This window comes from Kribbella sp. NPDC050459, assembly GCF_040655315.1.
Lineage (GTDB): Bacteria > Actinomycetota > Actinomycetes > Propionibacteriales > Kribbellaceae > Kribbella.
In genome coordinates this window covers 967919-987283 of record NZ_JBFAJQ010000001.1, presented here as the reverse complement: position 1 = coordinate 987283, position 19365 = coordinate 967919, and the positions used below count along the sequence as shown (strand labels likewise).

Sequence of the window (19365 nt, the reverse complement as noted above, 5' to 3'; positions counted from 1 at the left end):
GACCTCCTTGCCTGGCGAGGACTGGTCCGTTCATCCTGCGTGTCCGCCGTCGGCAAGGGAAGCGCGGCGGCTGACCGCGGGCGCCGTACAACTGCCGGTTCCGAGCGGTTGAACGGGACCTCTCAGTCCCCCGCGGCCGTCGTACGGCTCCAGCTGAGCCAGCCGTCGACCATGGGCTCGCGGATCGTGCGGCGCTGGCCGAAGACGAGAACGAACGCGGCCTCCCGCAGCGCCAGGCCTGCCGGATCCGACTGTTGCAGGGCACGCCCGCCGTTCGCCGCGACGGCGGCACCTGCTCGGGCGGCCGCGAAGTTCGACGCCGCCGCCCTGGCGGCCGCGAGGTCCTCCGGGCCGGATTCGTCCAGCCGCCGGCGCACCGCGTCGAGCTCGTCGTCGTCACCGGCGACGCCGAGCATCCGCCCGCAGCGATCGGCCAGGCCCAGCGCCAGCGATCCGTTGATCCGCAACGATCCCGCGTCCCCGGCGAGGATCTCGCCGAGCGGCGTGGCGTCCAGCATGTCCGCCGCCGGAATCCGGTGCCCGTCGAACCGCAGCTCGACGGTCTTCGTTGCCTGCAGCACCCAGAGGTCGGTGTCCGCGGCCGACAGCGACGCGCTCGGCCCGGCCGCGGTCAGCAGGCGTACGACGTTGTCGTCGGCGTCCCGGGCGGCCACGACGAGACCGTCGACGAGCGTCCAGCCGGAGACCCAGGGCGAGGTGCCGGTCACGACGTACTCGTCGCCGTCACGCTCGACCCGGAGCATCGGGGGGCCGGGCAACTGTCCGGCGAAGGCGATGCCGCCGCGGAATCTCCCGGAGGCGACGTCCGCCCGCCAGGAGGCCTTGGCGCCCGGCCCTTGGCGCCCCACGGCGACGCGGGTCATCGCCAGGTGCTGCAGCCAGACCAGCGTGGTCGCCAGGCATCCCGAGGCCAGCCGCTCGATGACCCCGAGGAGCGTCGGGTAGTCGACGTCCGGATCGCCGCCGTCCTCGGCGTCCATGCCGACGCCGTACAGGCCGAGCGCGGCCAGCGCCTCGAAGTTCTCGGCGGGGATCGTGCCGGTGCGGTCGACGGCCGCCCGGTTCGCGGTCAGGACCCCGTCCCGCACGCCCTCGACCGCCTTCAGCACGTCCTGCGCGTGATCCGAAGTGTTCATCACGCCAGTCTCCCGCGCCCGGCGTGTGCGCGGGTAAACTCGCGGATCGTCGAGTGTCGGAGTTTTCCGGTCTCGTCGCGCGGTAGCTCACGCGTGAACCACCACATCCGCGGCACCTTGAAGCCGGCGATCAATCCCGCGCAGTGCTCCCGCAGTACGGCGGGCAAGCGCTCGTGGTCAGGCTCCTCGGTCATCACCAGCGCCGCCGCGACCTGGCCGAACTCCGCGTCGGGCCGGGCGAACACCGCAGCGTCGACGACCGCCGGGTGCCTCAGCAGTGCCGCGACGACTTCGGCCGGATAGATGTTGACCCCGCCGGACACGATCGTGTCGTCCTCCCGGCCGTCCAGGTACAGGTACCCCTCGTCGTCCAGGTGCCCCAGTTCGCCGAAGGTGTAGACGCCGGGACGCAGATGCGCGGCCCGCGTCTTGGACGGATCGTTGTGGTACTCGAAGCCGGCGCGCGTGGCCCGCTCGACGAAGACCCGGCCCCGCGTGCCCGGAGGAAGTGCCCTCCCGGCGGAGTCGACGATCGTGACGGTGGTCCGCGGCAACGGCCGGCCGACGCTGCCCGGATGCCGTTCCCACTGCTGCGCGTCGATCATCGCCACGATGCCGCCTTCGGTGGCTCCGTAGTACTCGACGAGCACCGGCCCCCACCAGGCCAGCATCGCCGTCTTCGTCTCGACATCACAGGCGCCGCCGCCGTGCCACACCGTCTCGAGGCTGCCGGTGTCACCGGCCCGGCCGGTCGACGCGCGGTATCGCAACAGGCGGACCAATTGGGTCGGAACCAGATGGCAGTGATCGATCGACTCCGCGCCGACGACGTCCAGGAACTCGCCGGGCTCGAACCGATCCACCACGCGCGTCCGGTTACCGAGGAGCAGGGACATGAGCGCGAAGTACAAAGGGGCCGAGTGGTACCACGGGCAGACGAGGAGGCCGCGGCGTCCGCTGGGGATCCCCACCACGTGCCGCGCTCCCCGGAGCGTCGCGCGGACGCTGTCGATCGGAGCCCCGGGCGTGAACAGGTGGCTGATCACACCGCGGGGCCTGCCCGTGGTCCCCGACGTGTACAGCATCAGGCCGCCGCAGCTCTGTGCGTCAGGCTCCCCCGCGTCCGCGTCGCGGAGATCCTGTTCGATGCACAAGTGACGGACTCCGCGGCCAGTCACTGCCTCGGCCGTCACCTCCCGGCGTTCCGGGTCCGACACGACGACCTCGCAGCCGGCGTCCGACACGATGTGGGCGATCTCGGTCGCGGCGAGCCGGCAGTTCACCGGCACCAGGACCAGGCCGCTGTGCAGGCAGGCGAGCAAGATCTCCAGGCACTCGATCCGGTTGCCGCTGACGACAGCGACACGGTGCGCGGGCCGGAGACCGGCCGCGCGAAGGGCCCGCACCCAGCGGTTGACCCGCGCATCGAGCTCGGCCCACGTCAACGTACGACGCTGATCCGCGATCGCCTCGTCCGCGCCGGAACCGCGAACCAGGTTGCTCAGCAGTGCGACCACCGGGTCACGCCAAGAGATCAGGGGCGGCGGCAACGATCTCGGCGTACATCGGCCGGAAGTTGAACCGTCCCATCGCCGGGGTTCCCATCAACTCGGCCACTCCCCGCGCGCTCTCGAGGCTCACCGGCCTCGCGCCGCCGGCCGCCTCCGCCAGCAGCTGGATCTGACAGCACTTGTCCATCAGGACGAACCACCAGGCGGCCTCGCCGACCGACCGCCCGACGGTCAGCAGTCCGTGGTTCTGCAGGATCACGGCCTTCCCGTCGGCCAGCGTGCCGGCGATCCGCTTGCCCTCGGCGCGATCCAGGACCACCCCGGGGAACTCCTCGTGCACGGCGTGGTCCTCGAAGAACGCACAGGCGTCCTGCGTGATCGGGTCGAGTCCGCGGCCGACCGCCGCCCAGGCCCGTCCGTACGTCGAATGCGTGTGCACGGCCGAGACCACGTCCGGCCGCGCCGCGTGGATCTGCGAGTGGATCGCGTACCCGGCCGGATTGACCCGCCCGTTGCCCTCGACAACGTTTCCGTCATGGTCGACGAGCAGCAGGTCGCGCACCCGGACCGACGAGAACGGCTGGCCGAAGGCGTTGATCCAGAACCGGTCGGGGTGTTCGGGATCGCGGGCGGTGACATGCCCGCCGGCCCCTTCGTCGAGACCGCGGCGCGCCAGGATCCTCACCGTCGCCGCCAGTTGCCCCTTGCGCCGCTGACGTTCCGCGGCGATCGGGGACGGCGTTCTCGTTGCGTCCATGGCGTACGCTCCCTCGCCCGTCGGGCCGGCATCCGTTGCGGATGTGGCGATCAACCCTGTCTGCCGTCGCACGCTAGCCGCGGCGCGACGGACGTGGCTACGGTCACCAAGTGGACATCGCGTGCAGGTCGGACGAGGAGAGCTTCCGCCGCGAGCTGCGCGGCTGGCTGCGGGACAACCGCGCGTACGCCCCCGCCCTCGGCGACCGGGCCAAGCCTGCCCTGCAGGCGTGGAGCCGGCGACTGTTCGACGGCGGGTACGTCGGTCTCACCTGGCCGGTGGAGCACGGCGGCCACGGGTTCGGCGTCCAGCACGAGCTGATCCTCGCCGAAGAGTGTGACCGGGCCGCGGTTCCGGAGCCCCCCAACGTGGTCGGCCTGCACATGGCCGGACCGACACTGATCGGCCACGGATCGAGCGCCCAGCAACGGCAGCACCTGCTGCCGATCCTGCACGGCGGCCAGATGTTCTGTCTCGGCTTCTCCGAGTCCGAGGCCGGATCCGACCTGAGCTCGGTGCGGACGCGGGCCGTGCGGAGCGACGGCGGCTACCGGATCTCCGGCACCAAGCTCTGGTCGTCGTACGCCGACCTCGCGGACTACTGCCTCGTCCTCGCCCGGACCGATCCGGACGCCGAGCAGCACCGGGCCCTGTCCCTGCTGCTCGTCGACATGACAGCCCCGGGCGTCGAGGTGACGCCGATCCGCCAGATCAACGGCGACGAAGGCTTCTGCCAGATCAGGTTCGACGCCGTCGAGGTCGGCGACGCCGGACTGGTCGGGGCCGCGGGAGCGGGCTGGCCGGTGGCGATGAGCACGCTCGCGCACGAGCGAATCACCCTCGCCGTCACGCTCGTCTCGCGGCTGGGTGTGCAACTGGACCGGCTGATCGCCACGATGAAGGAGCGCGGCGAGGCGACGACCCCGTCGTTGCGCCGCCGCCTGGCGCAGTTGTGTGTCGACCAGCGAGCCCTGGAGGCCACCGCTGCTCGCACGCTGACCACGATCCGGGCCACCGGCCGCCCGGGCGACGAGAGCCGGATCCTCAAGCTCCAGTGGTCGCGAACCCACCAGGACCTCACCGCACTCGCGGTCGATGTCCTGGGCATCGATGCACTCGATCTCGGGCACCAGTCCGTCGCCGGCTGGACCTCGAAGCTGCTGCGCAGCCGTGGCAGCACGATCGAGGGTGGAACCACCGAGATCCTGCAGTCCGTCATCGCCGAACAGGTGGCCGGTCTGCCCAAGACAAGGTAGCCGATCACCAGACAGGAGCGGACCGTGACACTGACGACGGACGACAGTCTGACGATCCAACTGACCGCGCGCGAAGTCCTGGCCCGAAGCTATCCGCCGGACCGCGTCGCCGCGCTCGCCGACGGCCCTCGCACGTCTGATCCCCAGGCGTGGTCCGAACTGGAGGCGCTGGGCTGGTTCGACCCTGACCTGCCGCCGACGGCACAGGTCCTGCTGGCCGAGGAGTGCGGCTATCACCTGACGCCGCAGCCCTGGTGGAGCACGATGTGTGTCGCTGCCCTCGGACGGCTGCGACCTGGGCCGGCCGGTGTCGCACTGCGGCTGGCCGACGGCCTCCCGGCCATCGCCGCGCCGGACGTGATCGCGACTCCGGGCGAGCCGTGGGTCCTGTCGGGCGCCGTCGACCGGGTCCCGGACGTCGATGCTGTCGCCTCTGTCCTGGTCGAGGCCTCGTCGCCGACAGGCCCGATGCTCTTCTGCGTGGACCTGTCCGGCCGTGGTGTCGTCAAGCGCAGTCGGCCGTCTCTCGATCCGCTGCGACCCGTCGGAGAGATCGTGTTCACCGCAGCACCCGCGGAGCGACTGTACAGCGGTGTCGGCACCGCGGCGGCGACCGCGGCAGTGCGGTCGCGCGGTCTCCTGCTGCTGGCCGCGGAAGCCGTGGGCGTGGCCCAGCGGGCGTACGACATCGCTCGCGAACACGCCTGCACCCGGCAGCAGTTCGGGCGGCCGATCGGCAGCTACCAGGCGGTCGCGTTCCGGATCGCCGACATGTACGTCGACCTCGAGCTCGCGCGGTCGCTGACCAGGGCCGCGGCGGCGGACGGTGCGCCGATCGGCGTCAGCTGCGCGCTGGTCGCGGCCCGGCGGGCGGCGATCGGCGCCTGCGAACAGACGATCCAGGTGCTCGGCGGGATCGGGATGACCTGGGAGCATCCCGTCCACCGCTGGTACCGGCGGGCCCTGTGGATCCAGGCGTTCGGCGGATCATCGGACCTGCACTACGAGCGCGTGGCCCAGCACGCGCTGGGCTGAGCATGCTCCGGCCACCGCTGTCCGGCCTGCGCGTCCTCGAACTCGGCGAAGGCGTCGTCGGGCCGTACGCCGGCCGCCTGATGTCGATGCTCGGGGCAACCGTCGTCAAACTCGAGCCCGCCGCCCTCGACGTCGCCCGGACGACCAGGATCGACGCCGCCGACACGGCCGACCCGAGCCCGCTGTTCGTCCACCTCAACACCGGCAAACGGCTGGTCCGGCGGACACCTGCAGCCGTCGGGCACGGCTTGGCCTGGGCCGACCTGGTCCTCGCCGACGAGCCCGGGCCGGACGAGCCCTCGTCCTCGGGTGGACCCGTCTGGCTGCAGGTCAGTCCGTTCCCGCATCCCGACGACGAACTGCTGGTGCAGGCCGCCTCCGGGCTGCTCGCGGAAAGCGTCGACGACGAAGGCGTTCCGCTCCGGTTTCCCGGCTGGCAGAGTCAATACCTTGCCGGTGCGTACGCCGCTGTCCTGGCCGGCGCCGCACTGCTCGGTGGGCAGCGGACGGCACGGCTGCCCTGGCGGGATGTCGCCTCCTTCGCCTTCGAGTCCCAGGCTGCGGCCGCGCTGTACACCATGACGTCACCGAATCGGTCCGCGTCCGAAGCGACCGCGAACGCCGGTCACCTGGCATCGAGCTTCCCGTCGGGCGTCTTCCGGTGCGCGGACGGGTACGTCGTCCCCGGTACCGTCCGGCCGGTCGACTGGAGCCGGCAGTGCACGGTGTACGGACGCGAGGACCTGACCTACGACGAGCGATTCGTATGGGCCAATCGCTGGGCGAACCGTGCGGCGCTACGCGCGGAGATCAGCGGTTGGTACCGGTCCCGGACCAAGCAGGAGATCTTCGCGGCCGGGCTGGACGTCGAATGGGTGGTAGGGACGGTGATGACATGTTCGGACGCCTTGGAGGATCCGCACCTGGCCGCCCGCGGATTCCTGCAGCCGGTTGCCGGGGGCAACGGTGCGCTGGCCCCGGCGCGTCCCTGGCGCTCCGGCCGCGAGGCCGCGGCCGGAGCGATGAGTCTCCGCCGACCCGGCGCGGACAGCGACTGGTTCCTGACCCAGCCAGTACGCCGGAACCGGCCGGAGACCGCCGCGACGCCGCTGCCACTCGCCGGCCGGCGGGTGCTGGAGCTGACGCTGGCGTGGTCCGGCCCGCTGACCGGAAGCATTCTCGGCGCTCTCGGCGCGGACGTGGTCCGGGTCGAGGTGGGCCGGCGGCCGGACGGCTGGCGGAGCCGGCGCCGCCTCGGTGACCTCGGCGTCGACCTGCCCGCCGGAGCCGATCCGGACACCTGCACCTGGGACGCGTCCGCGCAGTTCAACAGCGTGAACCGGAACAAGCGCGCGATCTCCCTGGACCTTGACGAGGCCGAGGGAGCCGTCCTCTTCGAGCGCCTGGCCGAACGCGCCGACGCGCTGGTGATCAACGTGTCCGCGGACGTCCTGGACAAACGCGGCCTGACGCCCGCGGTCCGCGGGCTGGTGGATCGCGGACTCGTCGTGCTGATGATGCCGGCGCTCGGCCAGACCGGACCGCACGCCGCGATGCCCGGCTACGGCAGCGTCATCGAGGCGATGGGCGGATTCGCCGCACGGTACGGTCCCCCGGCCGACGGCGCCGCGGTGAGTACGACGTACTTCCCCGACGCCGTCGCCGGAATCCATGGCGCGGCAGCGATCCTGTTCGCCTGGCTCGGTCGTGCCGCCGACGGCGCGGGCGACTGGATCGACCTGGCGCAGCACGAGACGCTGTGGATGCAACTCGGCGAAGGGCTGGTGTACCGCAGTCGCGACGGACGTGAGCCGGCCCGCCTGGGCAACTCCGAGCCAGGCCCCGGCGCCGGCGGGATCCTCCCCGTTCTCGACGGTTACACCGCCTATCGCGGACCGACGGCGACCGACTGCGACGTCGTGACAGCTCTCGACGTCCACTCGGCGGTCGCCGCTCTCCAGCAGGCAGGTCTGGAAGCCGAGGCCGTCAGGTCGATCGCCGGCCTGTGGGCGAGCGGGGAGCTGACACGGACCGGTCGTACGCATTACGTTCCGCACGCCGTCGCGGGTCGCCGCGCGTACCTCACGTTGCCCGGAACGATCGGAGCCCACCGACTGGTCAGCCGCCGGCCCGCGCCGCGGTTCGACGAGCACACCGACGAGGTGCTGCGCGACTGGATCGGCCTGGACAGCGCGTCGATCGAGCGGTACCGGGCGGCCAAGGTCATCGGGACGACGCCGAAACAGCCCCGGCGCCGCCGCGGACGCTAGATCTTCTCCAGCGCGGCGACCAGCTGCGCGCAGGAATCCTCGCACCAGGAGTCGAGCAGCCCGTCGATCCGCGGCATCTCCTCCTCGATGACCGACAGCCCCGGCACCGGAACCCTGGCGCCCATGGCGACCAGCAGCGGTGCGAGATAGCGCTCGACCGCGAACCGGTGCCGACGGTCGGCGGCAGTCATCACCGGGACGGCGACGGTCTGCCCGAGACCGTCCCGCGGGACCAGGTCGAGCAAGACCTTCAGCATCCCGCTGAAGGTCTCCAGGTACGTCGGCGAACCGATGAACAGCAGACCCGGCCGCATCACGTCGGCGATCGCGGCCTGGACCTCTTCCTGCTGGCCGTCGAACGCGATCGGACTGAGCTTGCGGAGCTCGATCAGGCGGGCAGGTTCGACGTCGACGCCGGCCTCCCGCAACTGGTCGCAGGTCCGCCGGGCGAGCAGCTCGGTCACCGTCTGGGTCCGGGAACGCTGCCGTGGACTCCCGACCAGGACGGTGCACGGCACCACGGCGCCGAGGCGGCGCGTCGCGGCCTGGGGCGTCAGTTCGCGGACTCGAGCTCGCGTTCCGGCAGACATACGTCACATCCTCTGCAGCACAGTCGCAGCACCCATTGCGCCTCCACAGCACAACGTCACCAGAGCCAACTCGCCGTCGATCCGTTGCAGTTCGCGGACGGCGTGGACGAGCAGCCGGCCGCCGGTCGCCCCGAGTGGATGGCCGAGAGCAATGGCGCCTCCGTCGACGTTCACCGTGTCCGGGGAACGCCCGTACTTCCGGCACCAGGCCAGCGGGACACTCGCGAACGCCTCGTTGACCTCGACCACATCCAGGTCCGCGACGCCGGCGCCGGCTCGCGCCAGGCACGGCCCGGTCGCGACCAACGGACCGGACAGCAGCTGGTCGGGCGGAGACCCGCGGAACTCCTGCGCCCGGATCCGGGCGACCGGACGCAGGCCGAGCTCCCGCGCCTTGCGGTACGACGTCCACAGCGTGGCCGAGGCTCCGTCCGACACCTGCGAACTGGTCGCCGCCGTGTGCCGCCCGCCGCGCATGACCGGTGGCAGCCCCGCGAGCACGTCGAGCGAGGTCGCCCGCACTCCCTCGTCCGTCTCCAGGCCGGCGATCGGGACGATCTCCGCACCGAAGCGTCCCTGTGCGGCCGCGTTCGCCGCACGGGTCTGTGACAGGACGGCGTACTCGTCGAGATCCCGGCGCGTGAGTCCGACCGCATCCGCGACTCGCTCTGCGCCGCCGAACTGCACCCCGTGCGGGTCGTCCCACGGATAGTCCGGCAGCTTAACCGAGTCGACACCGCCCGGAATGTTGCTACCGGCGGGAGCCCTGCTCATCGATTCGACGCCGCAGGCAATCACCGTGTCCACGGCTCCGGACCCGATCAGCGCGGCCGCGAAGTGCGCCGCTTGTTGCCCAGAGCCACAACTGGCGTCGACCGTCGTGCATCCGGGTGCGTAGTCCCAGCCGGTGGCCAGCCAGGCGTTCCGGGTCACGTTCAGCCCTTGCTCGGCCACCTGGGTCACACAGCCCCCGACGACCTGGTCGATCATCGACGGCGGTACCTCGGTCCGCTCGAGGAGCGCCTCGAGCACACAGCGCAGCAACGCGACCGGCTTCAGCGCCGAGAGCGTTCCGCCGCGCTTGCCGAACGGGGTCCGCACACCGTCGATGAGCACCGGCGTGCCGGCGCCGATCATCCGCACCCTCCGGCGGTGTCGTCCCCGAAGCCTCGCACCGGCACCTGGTCAGGCACGTGCGGATCGGGCTTGGCGGTGGCCAGCCACGCGTCGACGAAGTCGTCCACGCGGTCCAGGCCCCAGAAGCGATGCTGCCCGGTGCGGAAGTACGGGATGCCGAAGATGTCGTCGTGGTAGGCCCTGACGAGCGCCTCGACCGCGTCCCGCCGCACCTCGGCCGATTCCGGCGCCGCGACGACCTCCTCGTCGTCGATGCCGAGCCCGGCGCAGATCCGGCGTACCACCGGTCGCTCGCAGATGTTCTCGCCGCGCTCCCACCGGGCCGCCATCACCGCGTCGAAGAACTCTTCACCCCGGCCTTGCCGCCGGCAGACCCACCAGGCCAGATGCGGCAACTCCCACCAGGGGTCGACGTCGATCGGCCACCGCATCGTCAGCCCGAGCTTGCGCGCCTGGCCCCGCGTGTCACGCAGGATGTAGAGGTGCTTGGCCTTGCTCATGTCGGCGTAGTGGAACTCCGCGCCGCGGGCCGCGAGCTCGTCCCTGGTGCGCTGGTCCGGATTCCAGTACGGGACCAGCTCGAGGCGCGAGAACGCGTCCGGCACCCGCCGGCGCAGCTTGATCGACGCCATCCAGGTGTAGGGGCTGCGAAAGGAGAAGTGCATCCGCGGACCTGGCCGCGTCATCGGTCCGCCCTCGTCAGGCGGTGCAGGGTGTCCGCGTCGAGGGTCGCCAGCTGACCGGCCTCGGATCCGCGACTGACGGCGTACCCGTGCACGATGGACGCCTGGGCCACGGGCGTGCCGCCGACCTCACAGGTCATCCGCCCGTCGTACGCCTTGTCCTTCCAGACATCCGTCACCGCGAAGCGCGAGGCGATCACGTCGCCCATACACGCCTGTCCGACCAGCGTCACGCGTGCCCGCGACACCACCGGGATCCACCCGCGGGTCTCGAGCAGCTCCGGGATCGCGAGGCCGACGCCGGCGAGGTAGCGGTCGACCAGCTCCTCGAGATGAGCGACGTACGCCGAGTGCTGCACGCGACTCGAGTACTGGCAGTGGAAGTAGCGCGCGGTCCAGTCGTGCCGGAACGCGTCTGCGTCCACGGTCGTCGTCGCCGGCGGCAGCCCCGGTACGACGTCGACAGCGGCCGCCAGGTCTCCAGGTGGCCGCTGCCCCTCGCCTGTCTCGTCCACGAGGCCGACCCGGACCCGCCCTTTCAGAACCGTCTCGGGGCCGGTCTTCCGCTCCGTCGTCAGGCGCACCCTGAAGTCGCCCGCACCACGGCTTTCCACCTGGGCTTCGACGGTGTCGTCGATGGTCAGCACCGACGGCAGCAATACCGAGCTGTCCAGCACGGACAAGGCCAGGCCGTGCGACTCGTACAGCTCTTGCGGTCCACGGCCCCGATCGCGGAACCAGGTCAGCACGGCTTCCTCGGCGATCGACACGAACTGCTTGAAGCCGATCCAGGTACGAATGTTCGCGCTGCCGTAGCGCGGCCGGAAGGTGTCGGCGGACACCGTCTCGTCTACCAGCATCCGGAAGCTCCTCTCTGGTAGCTGGCCCGATCCGCGAGGTCCGGCGGAAGGGCCTTTCGGCAGTGCCCGGCCACCCGCTCCGGATCGGTCAGGTGAAGATAGTGGTCGCGGTCCGGCTCGATGACCAGGCTCGAGTTGGGCAGTGCGGCGGCCAGCGCGGCGCATTCGGCGGAGCGGGTGCGTTCGTTGCCGCCGACCACCACCGAGACCGGGACCGAGACGGCGCCGAGGTCGAGAGTCCCGCTGCGCAGGTACTCGTCGAAGACCGCGACGAAACCGTCGATCCCTACCCTGGCCAGCGTTCTGCTGATCACCAGTTCGAGATCGTCGGCACCGATGCGGGAGCGGGAGCGTACCGAGACCCCCGCGCGGATCTGCCGCTCGAACGCCCGCCGCGCGGCGTCCCAGGTCTGCCAGGTGGCCCGTTGCTTCGTACCGTAGAAGAACGGCGACAGCAGCACCGCGGCCGGGATCCCCGGGCGCTGGTCCCTGACGAGGAAGTCGAGAACGGCATTCGCCGAGAAGGAGTGCGCGAGCACCAGATCCGGCGGACGATCGAGCCGCGCCAGCGTCCTGGCGACCCAGTCTCCCGGCGCGGCGTCCCATCGCCACTGGTACGAGTTCCCGGCGCGCCACGGCATGTCGGCGCCGACGCAGCCCCAGCCCGCTCCCAGTGCGCGAGCGACCGGCCGCCAGCTTCCATGGGTGTCCTCGAGTCCGTGCAGAACAAGGAGGGTCCGCTCCGCCGGTGGACTCAGCCGGTGCACTGCCGGCGATCCCGCGGTCATCGGCGCGGCTCCCTGCGGACGGTGAACATCCGGTACCCCGTGTCCGGGCCGCCGTCGAGCACCTGCACCGACGCCGCCGTACCCGACGCAACGGCCTGGGTCGCGACGACGGCCTGCACAACGCCACGCGCGCCGTACGTCGCCCCCAGCTGCCGGTCGAGATCGAGACCGCCCTGACCCGCCGCGAGCACGACATCCGCCTGCTCGACGCGCGGCCGCCTGGCGGTGGTGACCGGACCTATCACGTAATCGCCCTCCAGTTGCTCGAGTACGACGCAGGCGGCGCCGTCGAAGAGCTGATCCGCGAAGACGGCCTCCGTCACCTCGTCACGGGGCTCGACGCCGACCACGATCGCGCGCCGGCAGCGGCCCGCGCGGAGCAGCCGGGCGGCGATCGCCAGCGCGTCGGAGCCGGAGGTATCGCCGGAGCAGACCATCAGGTTCGGTCCTGCGAAGCCGAACCGGATCGCCACGCTGCTCGCGATGACGTTGCTCGACACGTTCGGCGCGTCGAGAGGACTCACCTCGCGCACTCGCCCGGCGTACGCCTGCCGGGTGACCGCACAGACCGTGGCCAGATTGCCGAGGTTCGAGCTGACGACGACCGCCGTACCGCTGTCGACGGGCTCGTCACGGCGCCGCGGACCGCTCCCGGGCTCGAGGCCGAGGGCCCGATGCACCGCGCAGAGCGCGAGAACCGTCGCAGGCTCCTTGGCCAGCAATCCCTTCCGGCCAAGGAGCTCGCGCGCATCCTCGGGCTCGCAGGACGGCTCCGGCACCCAGCCCAGCAGCGCGGTCCCCGGGCGCAGGCCCGGGACGTGCAGGCTCCGCCCGGTGACGGCGATCACGAGGCGATCCGTTCCAGCAGCGTCACCGCGTTCACGCCGCCGAACCCGAAGGCGTTGACCTGGACGAGGTTCACCGTCGCGTCTCGCAAGGGCGACCTAACCAGCCTTGTCCCCGTGGCCTCGGCGATCGGACGGACCAGACCCGCGATCGCCGGCACGTCGCCGGTCAGGGTCCGCGCGGCCAGGTCGAGACTGACCAGGGCGGCCGCGCCGGACGTATGACCGACCGCGCCCTTCCCCGCCGTGACCAAGGGCCCGGCGTCCGCCGTCCCGAACACCTCGGCGATCGCGCCGAGTTCCACCGGGTCGTTCAGTGCCGTTCCGGTGCCATGGGCAACGATCAGGTCGACGTCGGCGGCGGCCCGTCCACCGCGGCGATGGGCGTCCCGCATCGCGCGAACGATCCCGTCCTCGGACGGCGCGGTCTCGTGGAAGGCGTCGCACGACAGGCCGGTAGCCAGCAGCCTGCCCACGACCGGGCCCGTCCAGTCGTCCGCGACCACCAGGGCCGCGGCGGCGCCGTCGCCCAGCAGCACGCCGGTCCGGTCGCTGTCGAACGGTCGCACCCTGGCCGTCCGCGTCTGGCTGACCCGGCCGATCATGGCCAGCATCGATGCCGCGAGCACGTCGACTCCGGCAGCGACCACGGCCGCGGCCTCACCGCTGTCGACCATGTCCTGCGCGATCGCCAGCGCGTGCCCGGACGCGCTGCACGCGTTGGAGATCGTCGTCACCGGCCACAGGTCCGGCAGCTTCGCGGTGACGTCCTTCCCGAAGTCGAGGCAACCGGCGTCGACCGCACCCTCTCCCACCGCCCAGCGCTCGATCGGCCGGACTTCCCGCAGCCCGGTCCCGATCACGACCGGACGCGGCCCCTCGCTGTGCTCGACCATCGGGGCGAGGCACTGAAGGAGCAGCTCCGTCGCCGAGGGGGCCGGAGTCCCGGTGATCTGATAGCCGGCCCCGACATTCACCAGGTCCGCGTCGATCCCGTCGAGTGGTCGCGCGCCGACCGCGCCGGCCATCATGCGGCGGAAGGTGGATTCGCCGTCACCGAGACAGGTGCGGACGACGATCTGCGCTAGGAGTGCCACGACGGACCTCGCAGTACGGCGCAACCGACAGCGCCCTCGTCGCTGGATGCCAGCAACAGCCCGTACCGCCGGAACGCCGTCTCGGCGGTCGGTGCGCCCAGCACCCGGGCGAGCGCGATCATGTCCGTGGCCGGGTCGGCCAACTCGTTGCCGCCGTCGAGCGGAGCACGGTCGAGATTCTCGATGCCGGGACCGGCCAGCCAGGCGGACGAAGCGAACGACGCCAGCTCGCCGGCGGACAGACCCACGACGCAGGCGACTTCCTCGGGCGCCACGCCGGCATCGGACAAGGCCTCCGTCGCGCAGCGAGCCAGCGCCTCCATCCGTGGCGCGGAGGACGGGGCGAAGCCGATCGTCACCCCGACCACCTGCGGCCGGTCGTGCGTCTCCTGATCGGTCGCGCGCACCACGAACAGCGCGCCGCCTTCGGCCAGACAACCGCGCACGTCCTCCCGCCCTCCGGCGACCCAGGCGCCGACCGGCGTCAGCTCGTCGACCACTCCGACGACGAGCAGGTCGCTCTGACCGGTGTCGAACAGGCTTGTCGCGTAGCGCAGTACCGAGAGGAAGGCCATCGATCCGCCGCCGATCGTGGCGTTGACCCCGGTGAGGCCGAACCAGATCGCGGCCTGGCCGGCGGCCCCGTTCATCACCGTGTTCGGAAACAGCCCCGGGTTGACCAGGTGCGGCGGGTCCTGGGTGAAGGTCGCGACCGAGTAGTCGACGGACGACTGGATGCTGCCGATCGCGGTCCCGAGCACCACGCCGACCCGCGACCGGTCGACCGCCTCGAGATCGATCCCCGCGTCCGTCAGCGCATCGCGCGCGGCGAGGATCGTCAGCGCCGTCCGCCGATCGAAGAAGCTGGTGCCCTTACGGCCGAGCTGACGCTTCACGTCGAGCTCGACGGGCGCATAGGCCGTCGTCGCCGGGAACGGCGCCTCCTCCCAGCGCGCGGCCAGCTCCGCGGCCGACAGGCTCGCCCGGCGCACCGCATCGGCGTCCGCTCCGACGGTCCCGACTCCCAGGATCTCCAGTGAACTCATAGTGCCTCCGCCAGGACGACGATCGCGTTGTTGCCGCCGAACGCGAAGCTGTCGTTCTGCGCCATCCGGATCCGGTGCGGCCGCGCATAGTTCGGCACCGGGTCGATGTCGGCCAGCTCCGGGTCCGGCGTCCGCCAGTTGATGGTCGGCGGCAGGAAGCCCTCCGCGATCGCGAGCGCACAGGCCATCGCACCGAACGCACTCGCCGCGCCCATCGTGTGCCCGAGCATCGACTTGATCGAGCTGACCGGCGGCACCCGGCCGTCGAAGACGTCCCGCAGGGCCGCGACCTCGGTCCGGTCGTTCGCCGGTGTGCCGGTCCCGTGGGTGCAGACGTACTCGATCTCCTCGGCCCGGATCCCTGCCCGCCGGTGCGCGAGGCGCATGCACCGGGCGATGCTCTCCGCGTTCGGCGCGACCATGTGGTTCGCGTCGCAGTTCAGCCCGTAGCCGAGGATCTCGGCGTACACCCGCGCCCCGCGGGCCTCGGCACTCGCCGCGGACTCGAGCAGCAGCATCGCTCCGCCCTCGGCGGTGACGATGCCCGACCGGTCCCGGTCGAACGGTGCGCACGCCTGTTCGGCCACGGCGCCCAGGCGGACGAAACCCGCATGCGCCCAGCGGCACACCGAGTCGGCCCCGCCGGCCAGCATGAACTCGGCCCGGCCGCCGGCCACCGCGTCGAAGGCGTAACCGAGCGCGTAGTTGCCGGCCGCGCAGGCGGTCGCGATCGTGACCGACTCGCCGTACAGCCCGAACTCCTCGCTGACCGCGGCGCTCAGCCTGGCGGCGGGAAGCTTGCGCACCGCCTCCCGCGGCATCCGCTCGTGACCGGCCCTGGCGACGCGCTCGCCGATCTCGTCGACGACCCGGGACTCACCGCTGGTCGTTCCGATGACGACGCCGCTGCGACGCTCGGTCAGCACCTGCTCGTCGAGCCCGCCGTCCTCGACGGCCAGCCGGGCCGCGGCCGCCGCCAGCAGGCTGGAGCGACCCCACCGGTCCAGGTCGAGGTTGCGGATCAGGCCGTCCGGCGCGAAGTCCTTGACCTCGCCGCCGAGGCGGCGCGGGAAGCCCGACAGGTCGAAGCTGGAGATGGTCGACACGCCGGAGCGCCCGGAGCGCAGCCCCTCGGTGAAGGCCGACACTCCGGTGCCGATGTTGGACACCGGTCCGATGCCGGTGATGAAGACCCGTCGCATGGCGCGTCCCGACTACTCGGACCATCCGGCGTAGCCGGCCGTGACGGCGTACACGGCGTCGAGGTTCTCCATCTTCTCGAGCTCGGACTGCGGGATCTCGATGCGGTACTTCTTCTCGATCCGGGCCAGCATCTCGATCGCCCGCAGGGAGTCGGCCTCGTACTCCTCGATGAAGCTGCCGTCGCCGGTGAGCTCGTCGGGTTCGACCTCGAGCACATCGGCCACGAGCTCGCGCAGGTCTTCGTAATGGGTGGTGGACACGTCGGTCATGCTCGCTTCTCCTTTGTCGGTGGTGACGCGACTTCGCCTGGCGCCGCGGAGGCGGCAGGCAGTTCGGCAGGTCTTCGCCCGACGGCCAGGAGCGACTCGACCTCGGCGACCCGGACGCCGTCGACCTCGGTCGTCGCGGAGGCCATCGCGGACTGCTGTCCGCAGTGCTCCAGCCGCACGCGATGCCGGACGACGTCGCCGGCGAACACCGGCCCGAGCAGCCGGAAGCCTCGGACCGTCGCCAGCATCGGCACCTGCTCGTGTTGGTACGCCGTGCTCGCCATCCACAGCAGCGCGGCCGCTTGACCCATCGACTCGAGCAGGAGCGTCGGCGGGTACCGGAGCCGGCCGTCGTCCGCGCCCGCGGCGAAGCAGGGTTCGTCGGCGCGAACCGTGTGCGCCGCCACCAGGCAACGCCCGGGGGTCAGGGACTCGACGCGGTCCACCAGCAGCATGCCGGCGCCGTGCGGCAGCAACTGCGGCAACACCGCCGGCGCCGTCGAGCGGACGGCCCTCATGGCTGCGGCTCCAGTGTCACGTACGCCGTCCCGACGACGGTGCCGTCACGGCTGAACGTCGACCAGACATCGACCGAGTTCCGGGCGGGACCGGCCTGAGCGTCTCGGACCGTCCGGACCTCGAGCGTCTCCCCCGGATGGACCGGCGCCACGAGACGCAGCGCGCGGATCTGCGTGACGGCCCAGACGGCCGGCGCATGGTCCACGAGGTCGAGAGCGAGACGGCAGCACAACTCGGCGAGGAAGACGCCCGGGAAGATCGGATGCTCGGGAAAGTGGCTGTCCTGGTAGGCGCCCCCGGCCGGAATCTCCACCAGCCGGACGACCGCATCGTTCGCGTACGCCGGGTCGGACATCGGCATCTCGGTGAGCGGCGACGCGTGCCCGAGTCGTGGACTCCGAGCTGCGGTGGTCGTCACAGGACCATCCCTCCGTCGACTTGGATCACCTGTGCAGTGATGTATCCGGCGCGGGACGACAACAGGAAGGCGATCAACTCGCTGACGTCGTCGACGCCGCCGAATCTGGCCAGCGGGATCGACGTCAGGGCTCGCTCCCGCTGCCGCTCCGACAGCCCGGCGGTCATGTCGGTCTCGATGAAACCCGGGGCCACCGCGTTGACGCGCACGCCGTACGGCGCGACCTCCTTCGCGAGGGCCTTGGTCAGGCCGATGATCCCGGCCTTCGCGGCCGAGTAGTTCGTCTGGCCTTTGTTCCCGTACACACCGGCCGTCGACGACACGTTGACGACCGACCCGCTCCGGCGTTTGAGCATGCGGTACGTCGTCGACCGGCAGACGTTCCAGGTCCCGGTCAGATTGGTGTCGATGACCTCGGACCAGCGCTCGGGCGACATCGTGACCGCCAGTCCGTCACGAGTGATCCCGGCGTTGTTGACGACGCCCTCGATCGGGCCGAGCCGGCGCTCCGCCTCCGCAACGAACTCGTCGGTGTCGGCCAGCCGGGAAACGTCGCAAGCCGCCAGCGCCGACCGCGCGCCCAGCGCGTCGAGCTCGGCGCCGAGATCGCCCGCCGCGCGACTGTTGCTCGCATAGCAGCCGCTCACCGCGACACCGCGGCGCGCGAGGTCAAGTGCGACTGCGCGGCCGATTCCACGACTGATGCCCGTGACCAGCACGTGGGCCGGCAGCCGGAGATTGCCGATTTCCATGGTGGGACCTTTCGTCGGGCAGCTCGTCGACGCGGTTCCGGGCGCGCTCCTCGACGACCGTCGCCAGCAGGGACCATTCGTTGGACACCGTTCTGGCCAGCTTCGCGAGCACGAAGTCGCAGTGCGGCTCCAGACCGTCCAACGCCTGGTCCCAGCCGTCCACCCCCGAGGCCCGCCCGCGCAGCCAGTGCAGCAGGTGGCGGCCCGAGTCGGTGAAGCGCACCGACGGGTCGTTGCACAGCGTCTCGAGCAGACGGCCGCGTTCGCAGCCGTCGATGACCGTGGGCGTCGGCTCCTCCTCGCGGACGAGATCGGGCGCGTCCAGATCCGGCTCGCCGGGCAACGACGCCCGAAACGACCGCGGCACCGGATGTGCGCCCTGCCGAAGCCGCTCCTTGACGTCCCGTGCGGTGCCGACCGAGATGCCGGCCTTGGCCGCCACCTCACGCAGCGTCGCGTCCGGGTCCGCCTTGAACAGTTCGCTGGCCCGCAGGCGCCGTACGCCGCTGTCGGTCGGGCGGATCTTCCCGTCCCGCCCGATCCGGGGCTCGGCGCCGGCGTCGTCGACCCGCAGCCGGCGGCGCAGCTGCGCGATCGTCGACGCGGACAGACCGCACACCGACGCCAGCCGGCGATCCGACCACTGCGGATACGCACTGAAGATCCGGGCCGCCGCGGCGCGCCGGTCGGCCAGCGACAACGGCAGACCGTGACTGTTGTTGGCCTCGACCGCCAGGACGAAGGCGGCCTGCTCGCTGCCCTGGAACATCAGGGCGCTGATCGTGGTGTCGCCGCGCAGCCGCGCGGCCTCGACGCGATGGGCGCCGTCGATGACTCGTCGCGTCTCCTCGTGCACGACGATCGGCGGCAGACAGCCGCCGATCTCGGCGAGGAACCGGACGTGGTCGGCGTCGACGCCGCGCAACCGCGGCGAGTCGGCGACCGAGATTTCCTGCAGGGGGAGCTCTCGCGGGACGAGCTGAGCTGGTGCCAGGTTCGGTACTTCCGGGCCTGTGGGCGGTGTCCCGTGATACTCCTGTCCATATTCAACCATGTATCCCCCTGTAAACGAGCGGATAATGTCTATGTTTGGACGCGCAATGAACCCCTCCGGAGAATAGGCAGAACGCGTTCAACCGCTGGGTACCCGCAGTTGAACATCGCCCAGCCTG

Annotated in this window: 20 protein-coding genes; 3 read left to right on the top strand and 17 right to left on the bottom strand. The window is 71.3% G+C overall.

Going from position 1 to position 19365, the window contains the following annotated elements; genetic code table 11:
* Positions 1 to 122: 122 nt before the first annotated feature.
* The 3 genes from AB0I12_RS04580 to AB0I12_RS04570 are packed head-to-tail and all read right to left on the bottom strand — an operon-like array spanning position 123 to position 3425.
* Complete coding sequence (locus AB0I12_RS04580; protein WP_359924486.1) at positions 123 to 1157, bottom strand: acyl-CoA dehydrogenase family protein; 1035 nt, start codon at positions 1155 to 1157, stop codon at positions 123 to 125.
* Positions 1157 to 2674 (bottom strand): AMP-binding protein, encoded by a 1518-nt coding sequence (locus AB0I12_RS04575; protein WP_359924484.1) that lies wholly within the window; start codon positions 2672 to 2674, stop codon positions 1157 to 1159. The genes AB0I12_RS04580 and AB0I12_RS04575 overlap by 1 nt, the downstream gene beginning before the upstream one ends.
* 4 nt (positions 2675 to 2678) lie before the next feature.
* Positions 2679 to 3425, bottom strand: coding sequence for a class II aldolase/adducin family protein (locus tag AB0I12_RS04570; protein ID WP_359924482.1), 747 nt, complete (start codon positions 3423 to 3425; stop codon positions 2679 to 2681).
* 110 nt (positions 3426 to 3535) lie between these two features.
* On the opposite strand from AB0I12_RS04570, the gene AB0I12_RS04565 reads away from it, so the two are divergent.
* Genes AB0I12_RS04565 through AB0I12_RS04555 form a run of 3 tightly spaced genes read left to right on the top strand, consistent with a single transcriptional unit; the run spans position 3536 to position 7986 of the window.
* Complete coding sequence (locus AB0I12_RS04565) at positions 3536 to 4681, top strand: acyl-CoA dehydrogenase family protein (protein WP_359924479.1); 1146 nt, start codon at positions 3536 to 3538, stop codon at positions 4679 to 4681.
* A 24-nt stretch (positions 4682 to 4705) separates the two neighbouring features.
* Positions 4706 to 5716, top strand: coding sequence for an acyl-CoA dehydrogenase family protein (locus AB0I12_RS04560; protein WP_359924477.1), 1011 nt, complete (start codon positions 4706 to 4708; stop codon positions 5714 to 5716).
* A gap of 2 nt (positions 5717 to 5718) precedes the next feature.
* Entirely contained in the window at positions 5719 to 7986 is a 2268-nt protein-coding gene (locus tag AB0I12_RS04555; protein WP_359924474.1) for a CoA transferase, read from the top strand.
* Here the strand turns inward: AB0I12_RS04555 and AB0I12_RS04550 are convergent.
* The 14 genes from AB0I12_RS04550 to AB0I12_RS04485 are packed head-to-tail and all read right to left on the bottom strand — an operon-like array spanning position 7983 to position 19247.
* Positions 7983 to 8576 carry an NAD(P)H-dependent oxidoreductase gene (locus AB0I12_RS04550; RefSeq protein WP_359924471.1) on the bottom strand — a complete coding sequence of 198 codons (594 nt, stop codon included), beginning with the start codon at positions 8574 to 8576 and terminating at the stop codon, positions 7983 to 7985. The two genes, AB0I12_RS04555 and AB0I12_RS04550, sit on opposite strands and share 4 nt — an antisense overlap.
* Positions 8577 to 8579: 3 nt before the next feature.
* Complete coding sequence (locus AB0I12_RS04545) at positions 8580 to 9713, bottom strand: acetyl-CoA C-acyltransferase (protein ID WP_359924468.1); 1134 nt, start codon at positions 9711 to 9713, stop codon at positions 8580 to 8582.
* Positions 9710 to 10378 carry a DsbA family protein gene (locus AB0I12_RS04540; RefSeq protein ID WP_359924466.1) on the bottom strand — a complete coding sequence of 223 codons (669 nt, stop codon included), beginning with the start codon at positions 10376 to 10378 and terminating at the stop codon, positions 9710 to 9712. Before AB0I12_RS04540 ends, AB0I12_RS04545 begins: the two co-directional genes overlap by 4 nt.
* A gap of 17 nt (positions 10379 to 10395) precedes the next feature.
* Positions 10396 to 11256, bottom strand: coding sequence for a thioesterase family protein (locus tag AB0I12_RS04535; protein WP_359924463.1), 861 nt, complete (start codon positions 11254 to 11256; stop codon positions 10396 to 10398).
* Positions 11247 to 12044 (bottom strand): alpha/beta fold hydrolase, encoded by a 798-nt coding sequence (locus tag AB0I12_RS04530; protein WP_359924460.1) that lies wholly within the window; start codon positions 12042 to 12044, stop codon positions 11247 to 11249. Before AB0I12_RS04530 ends, AB0I12_RS04535 begins: the two co-directional genes overlap by 10 nt.
* Positions 12041 to 12892 carry a beta-ketoacyl synthase N-terminal-like domain-containing protein gene (locus AB0I12_RS04525; protein ID WP_359924457.1) on the bottom strand — a complete coding sequence of 284 codons (852 nt, stop codon included), beginning with the start codon at positions 12890 to 12892 and terminating at the stop codon, positions 12041 to 12043. The genes AB0I12_RS04530 and AB0I12_RS04525 overlap by 4 nt, the downstream gene beginning before the upstream one ends.
* Positions 12889 to 13986, bottom strand: a complete 1098-nt coding sequence (locus AB0I12_RS04520; RefSeq protein WP_359924454.1) for a beta-ketoacyl synthase N-terminal-like domain-containing protein — start codon at positions 13984 to 13986, stop codon at positions 12889 to 12891. Before AB0I12_RS04520 ends, AB0I12_RS04525 begins: the two co-directional genes overlap by 4 nt.
* A complete protein-coding gene (locus tag AB0I12_RS04515; RefSeq protein WP_359924452.1) occupies positions 13974 to 15032 on the bottom strand; it encodes a beta-ketoacyl synthase N-terminal-like domain-containing protein in 1059 nt (352 codons plus the stop codon). The genes AB0I12_RS04520 and AB0I12_RS04515 overlap by 13 nt, the downstream gene beginning before the upstream one ends.
* The gene (locus AB0I12_RS04510) at positions 15029 to 16234 is read right to left on the bottom strand and encodes a beta-ketoacyl-[acyl-carrier-protein] synthase family protein (RefSeq protein ID WP_359924450.1); all 1206 of its coding nucleotides are present in this window, start codon (positions 16232 to 16234) and stop codon (positions 15029 to 15031) included. The genes AB0I12_RS04515 and AB0I12_RS04510 overlap by 4 nt, the downstream gene beginning before the upstream one ends.
* A gap of 12 nt (positions 16235 to 16246) precedes the next feature.
* Complete coding sequence (locus AB0I12_RS04505) at positions 16247 to 16504, bottom strand: acyl carrier protein (protein ID WP_359924447.1); 258 nt, start codon at positions 16502 to 16504, stop codon at positions 16247 to 16249.
* On the bottom strand, positions 16501 to 17022 hold the full coding sequence (locus AB0I12_RS04500) for a hypothetical protein (protein ID WP_359924446.1): 522 nt from the start codon (positions 17020 to 17022) through the stop codon (positions 16501 to 16503). The genes AB0I12_RS04505 and AB0I12_RS04500 overlap by 4 nt, the downstream gene beginning before the upstream one ends.
* Positions 17019 to 17441 (bottom strand): hypothetical protein, encoded by a 423-nt coding sequence (locus tag AB0I12_RS04495; RefSeq protein ID WP_359924443.1) that lies wholly within the window; start codon positions 17439 to 17441, stop codon positions 17019 to 17021. The genes AB0I12_RS04500 and AB0I12_RS04495 overlap by 4 nt, the downstream gene beginning before the upstream one ends.
* Positions 17438 to 18193, bottom strand: a complete 756-nt coding sequence (fabG, locus tag AB0I12_RS04490; protein WP_359924442.1) for a 3-oxoacyl-[acyl-carrier-protein] reductase — start codon at positions 18191 to 18193, stop codon at positions 17438 to 17440. The genes AB0I12_RS04495 and fabG overlap by 4 nt, the downstream gene beginning before the upstream one ends.
* On the bottom strand, positions 18111 to 19247 hold the full coding sequence (locus AB0I12_RS04485) for a ParB/RepB/Spo0J family partition protein (RefSeq protein WP_359924439.1): 1137 nt from the start codon (positions 19245 to 19247) through the stop codon (positions 18111 to 18113). Before AB0I12_RS04485 ends, fabG begins: the two co-directional genes overlap by 83 nt.
* Between the last annotated feature and the right edge of the window lie 118 nt (positions 19248 to 19365).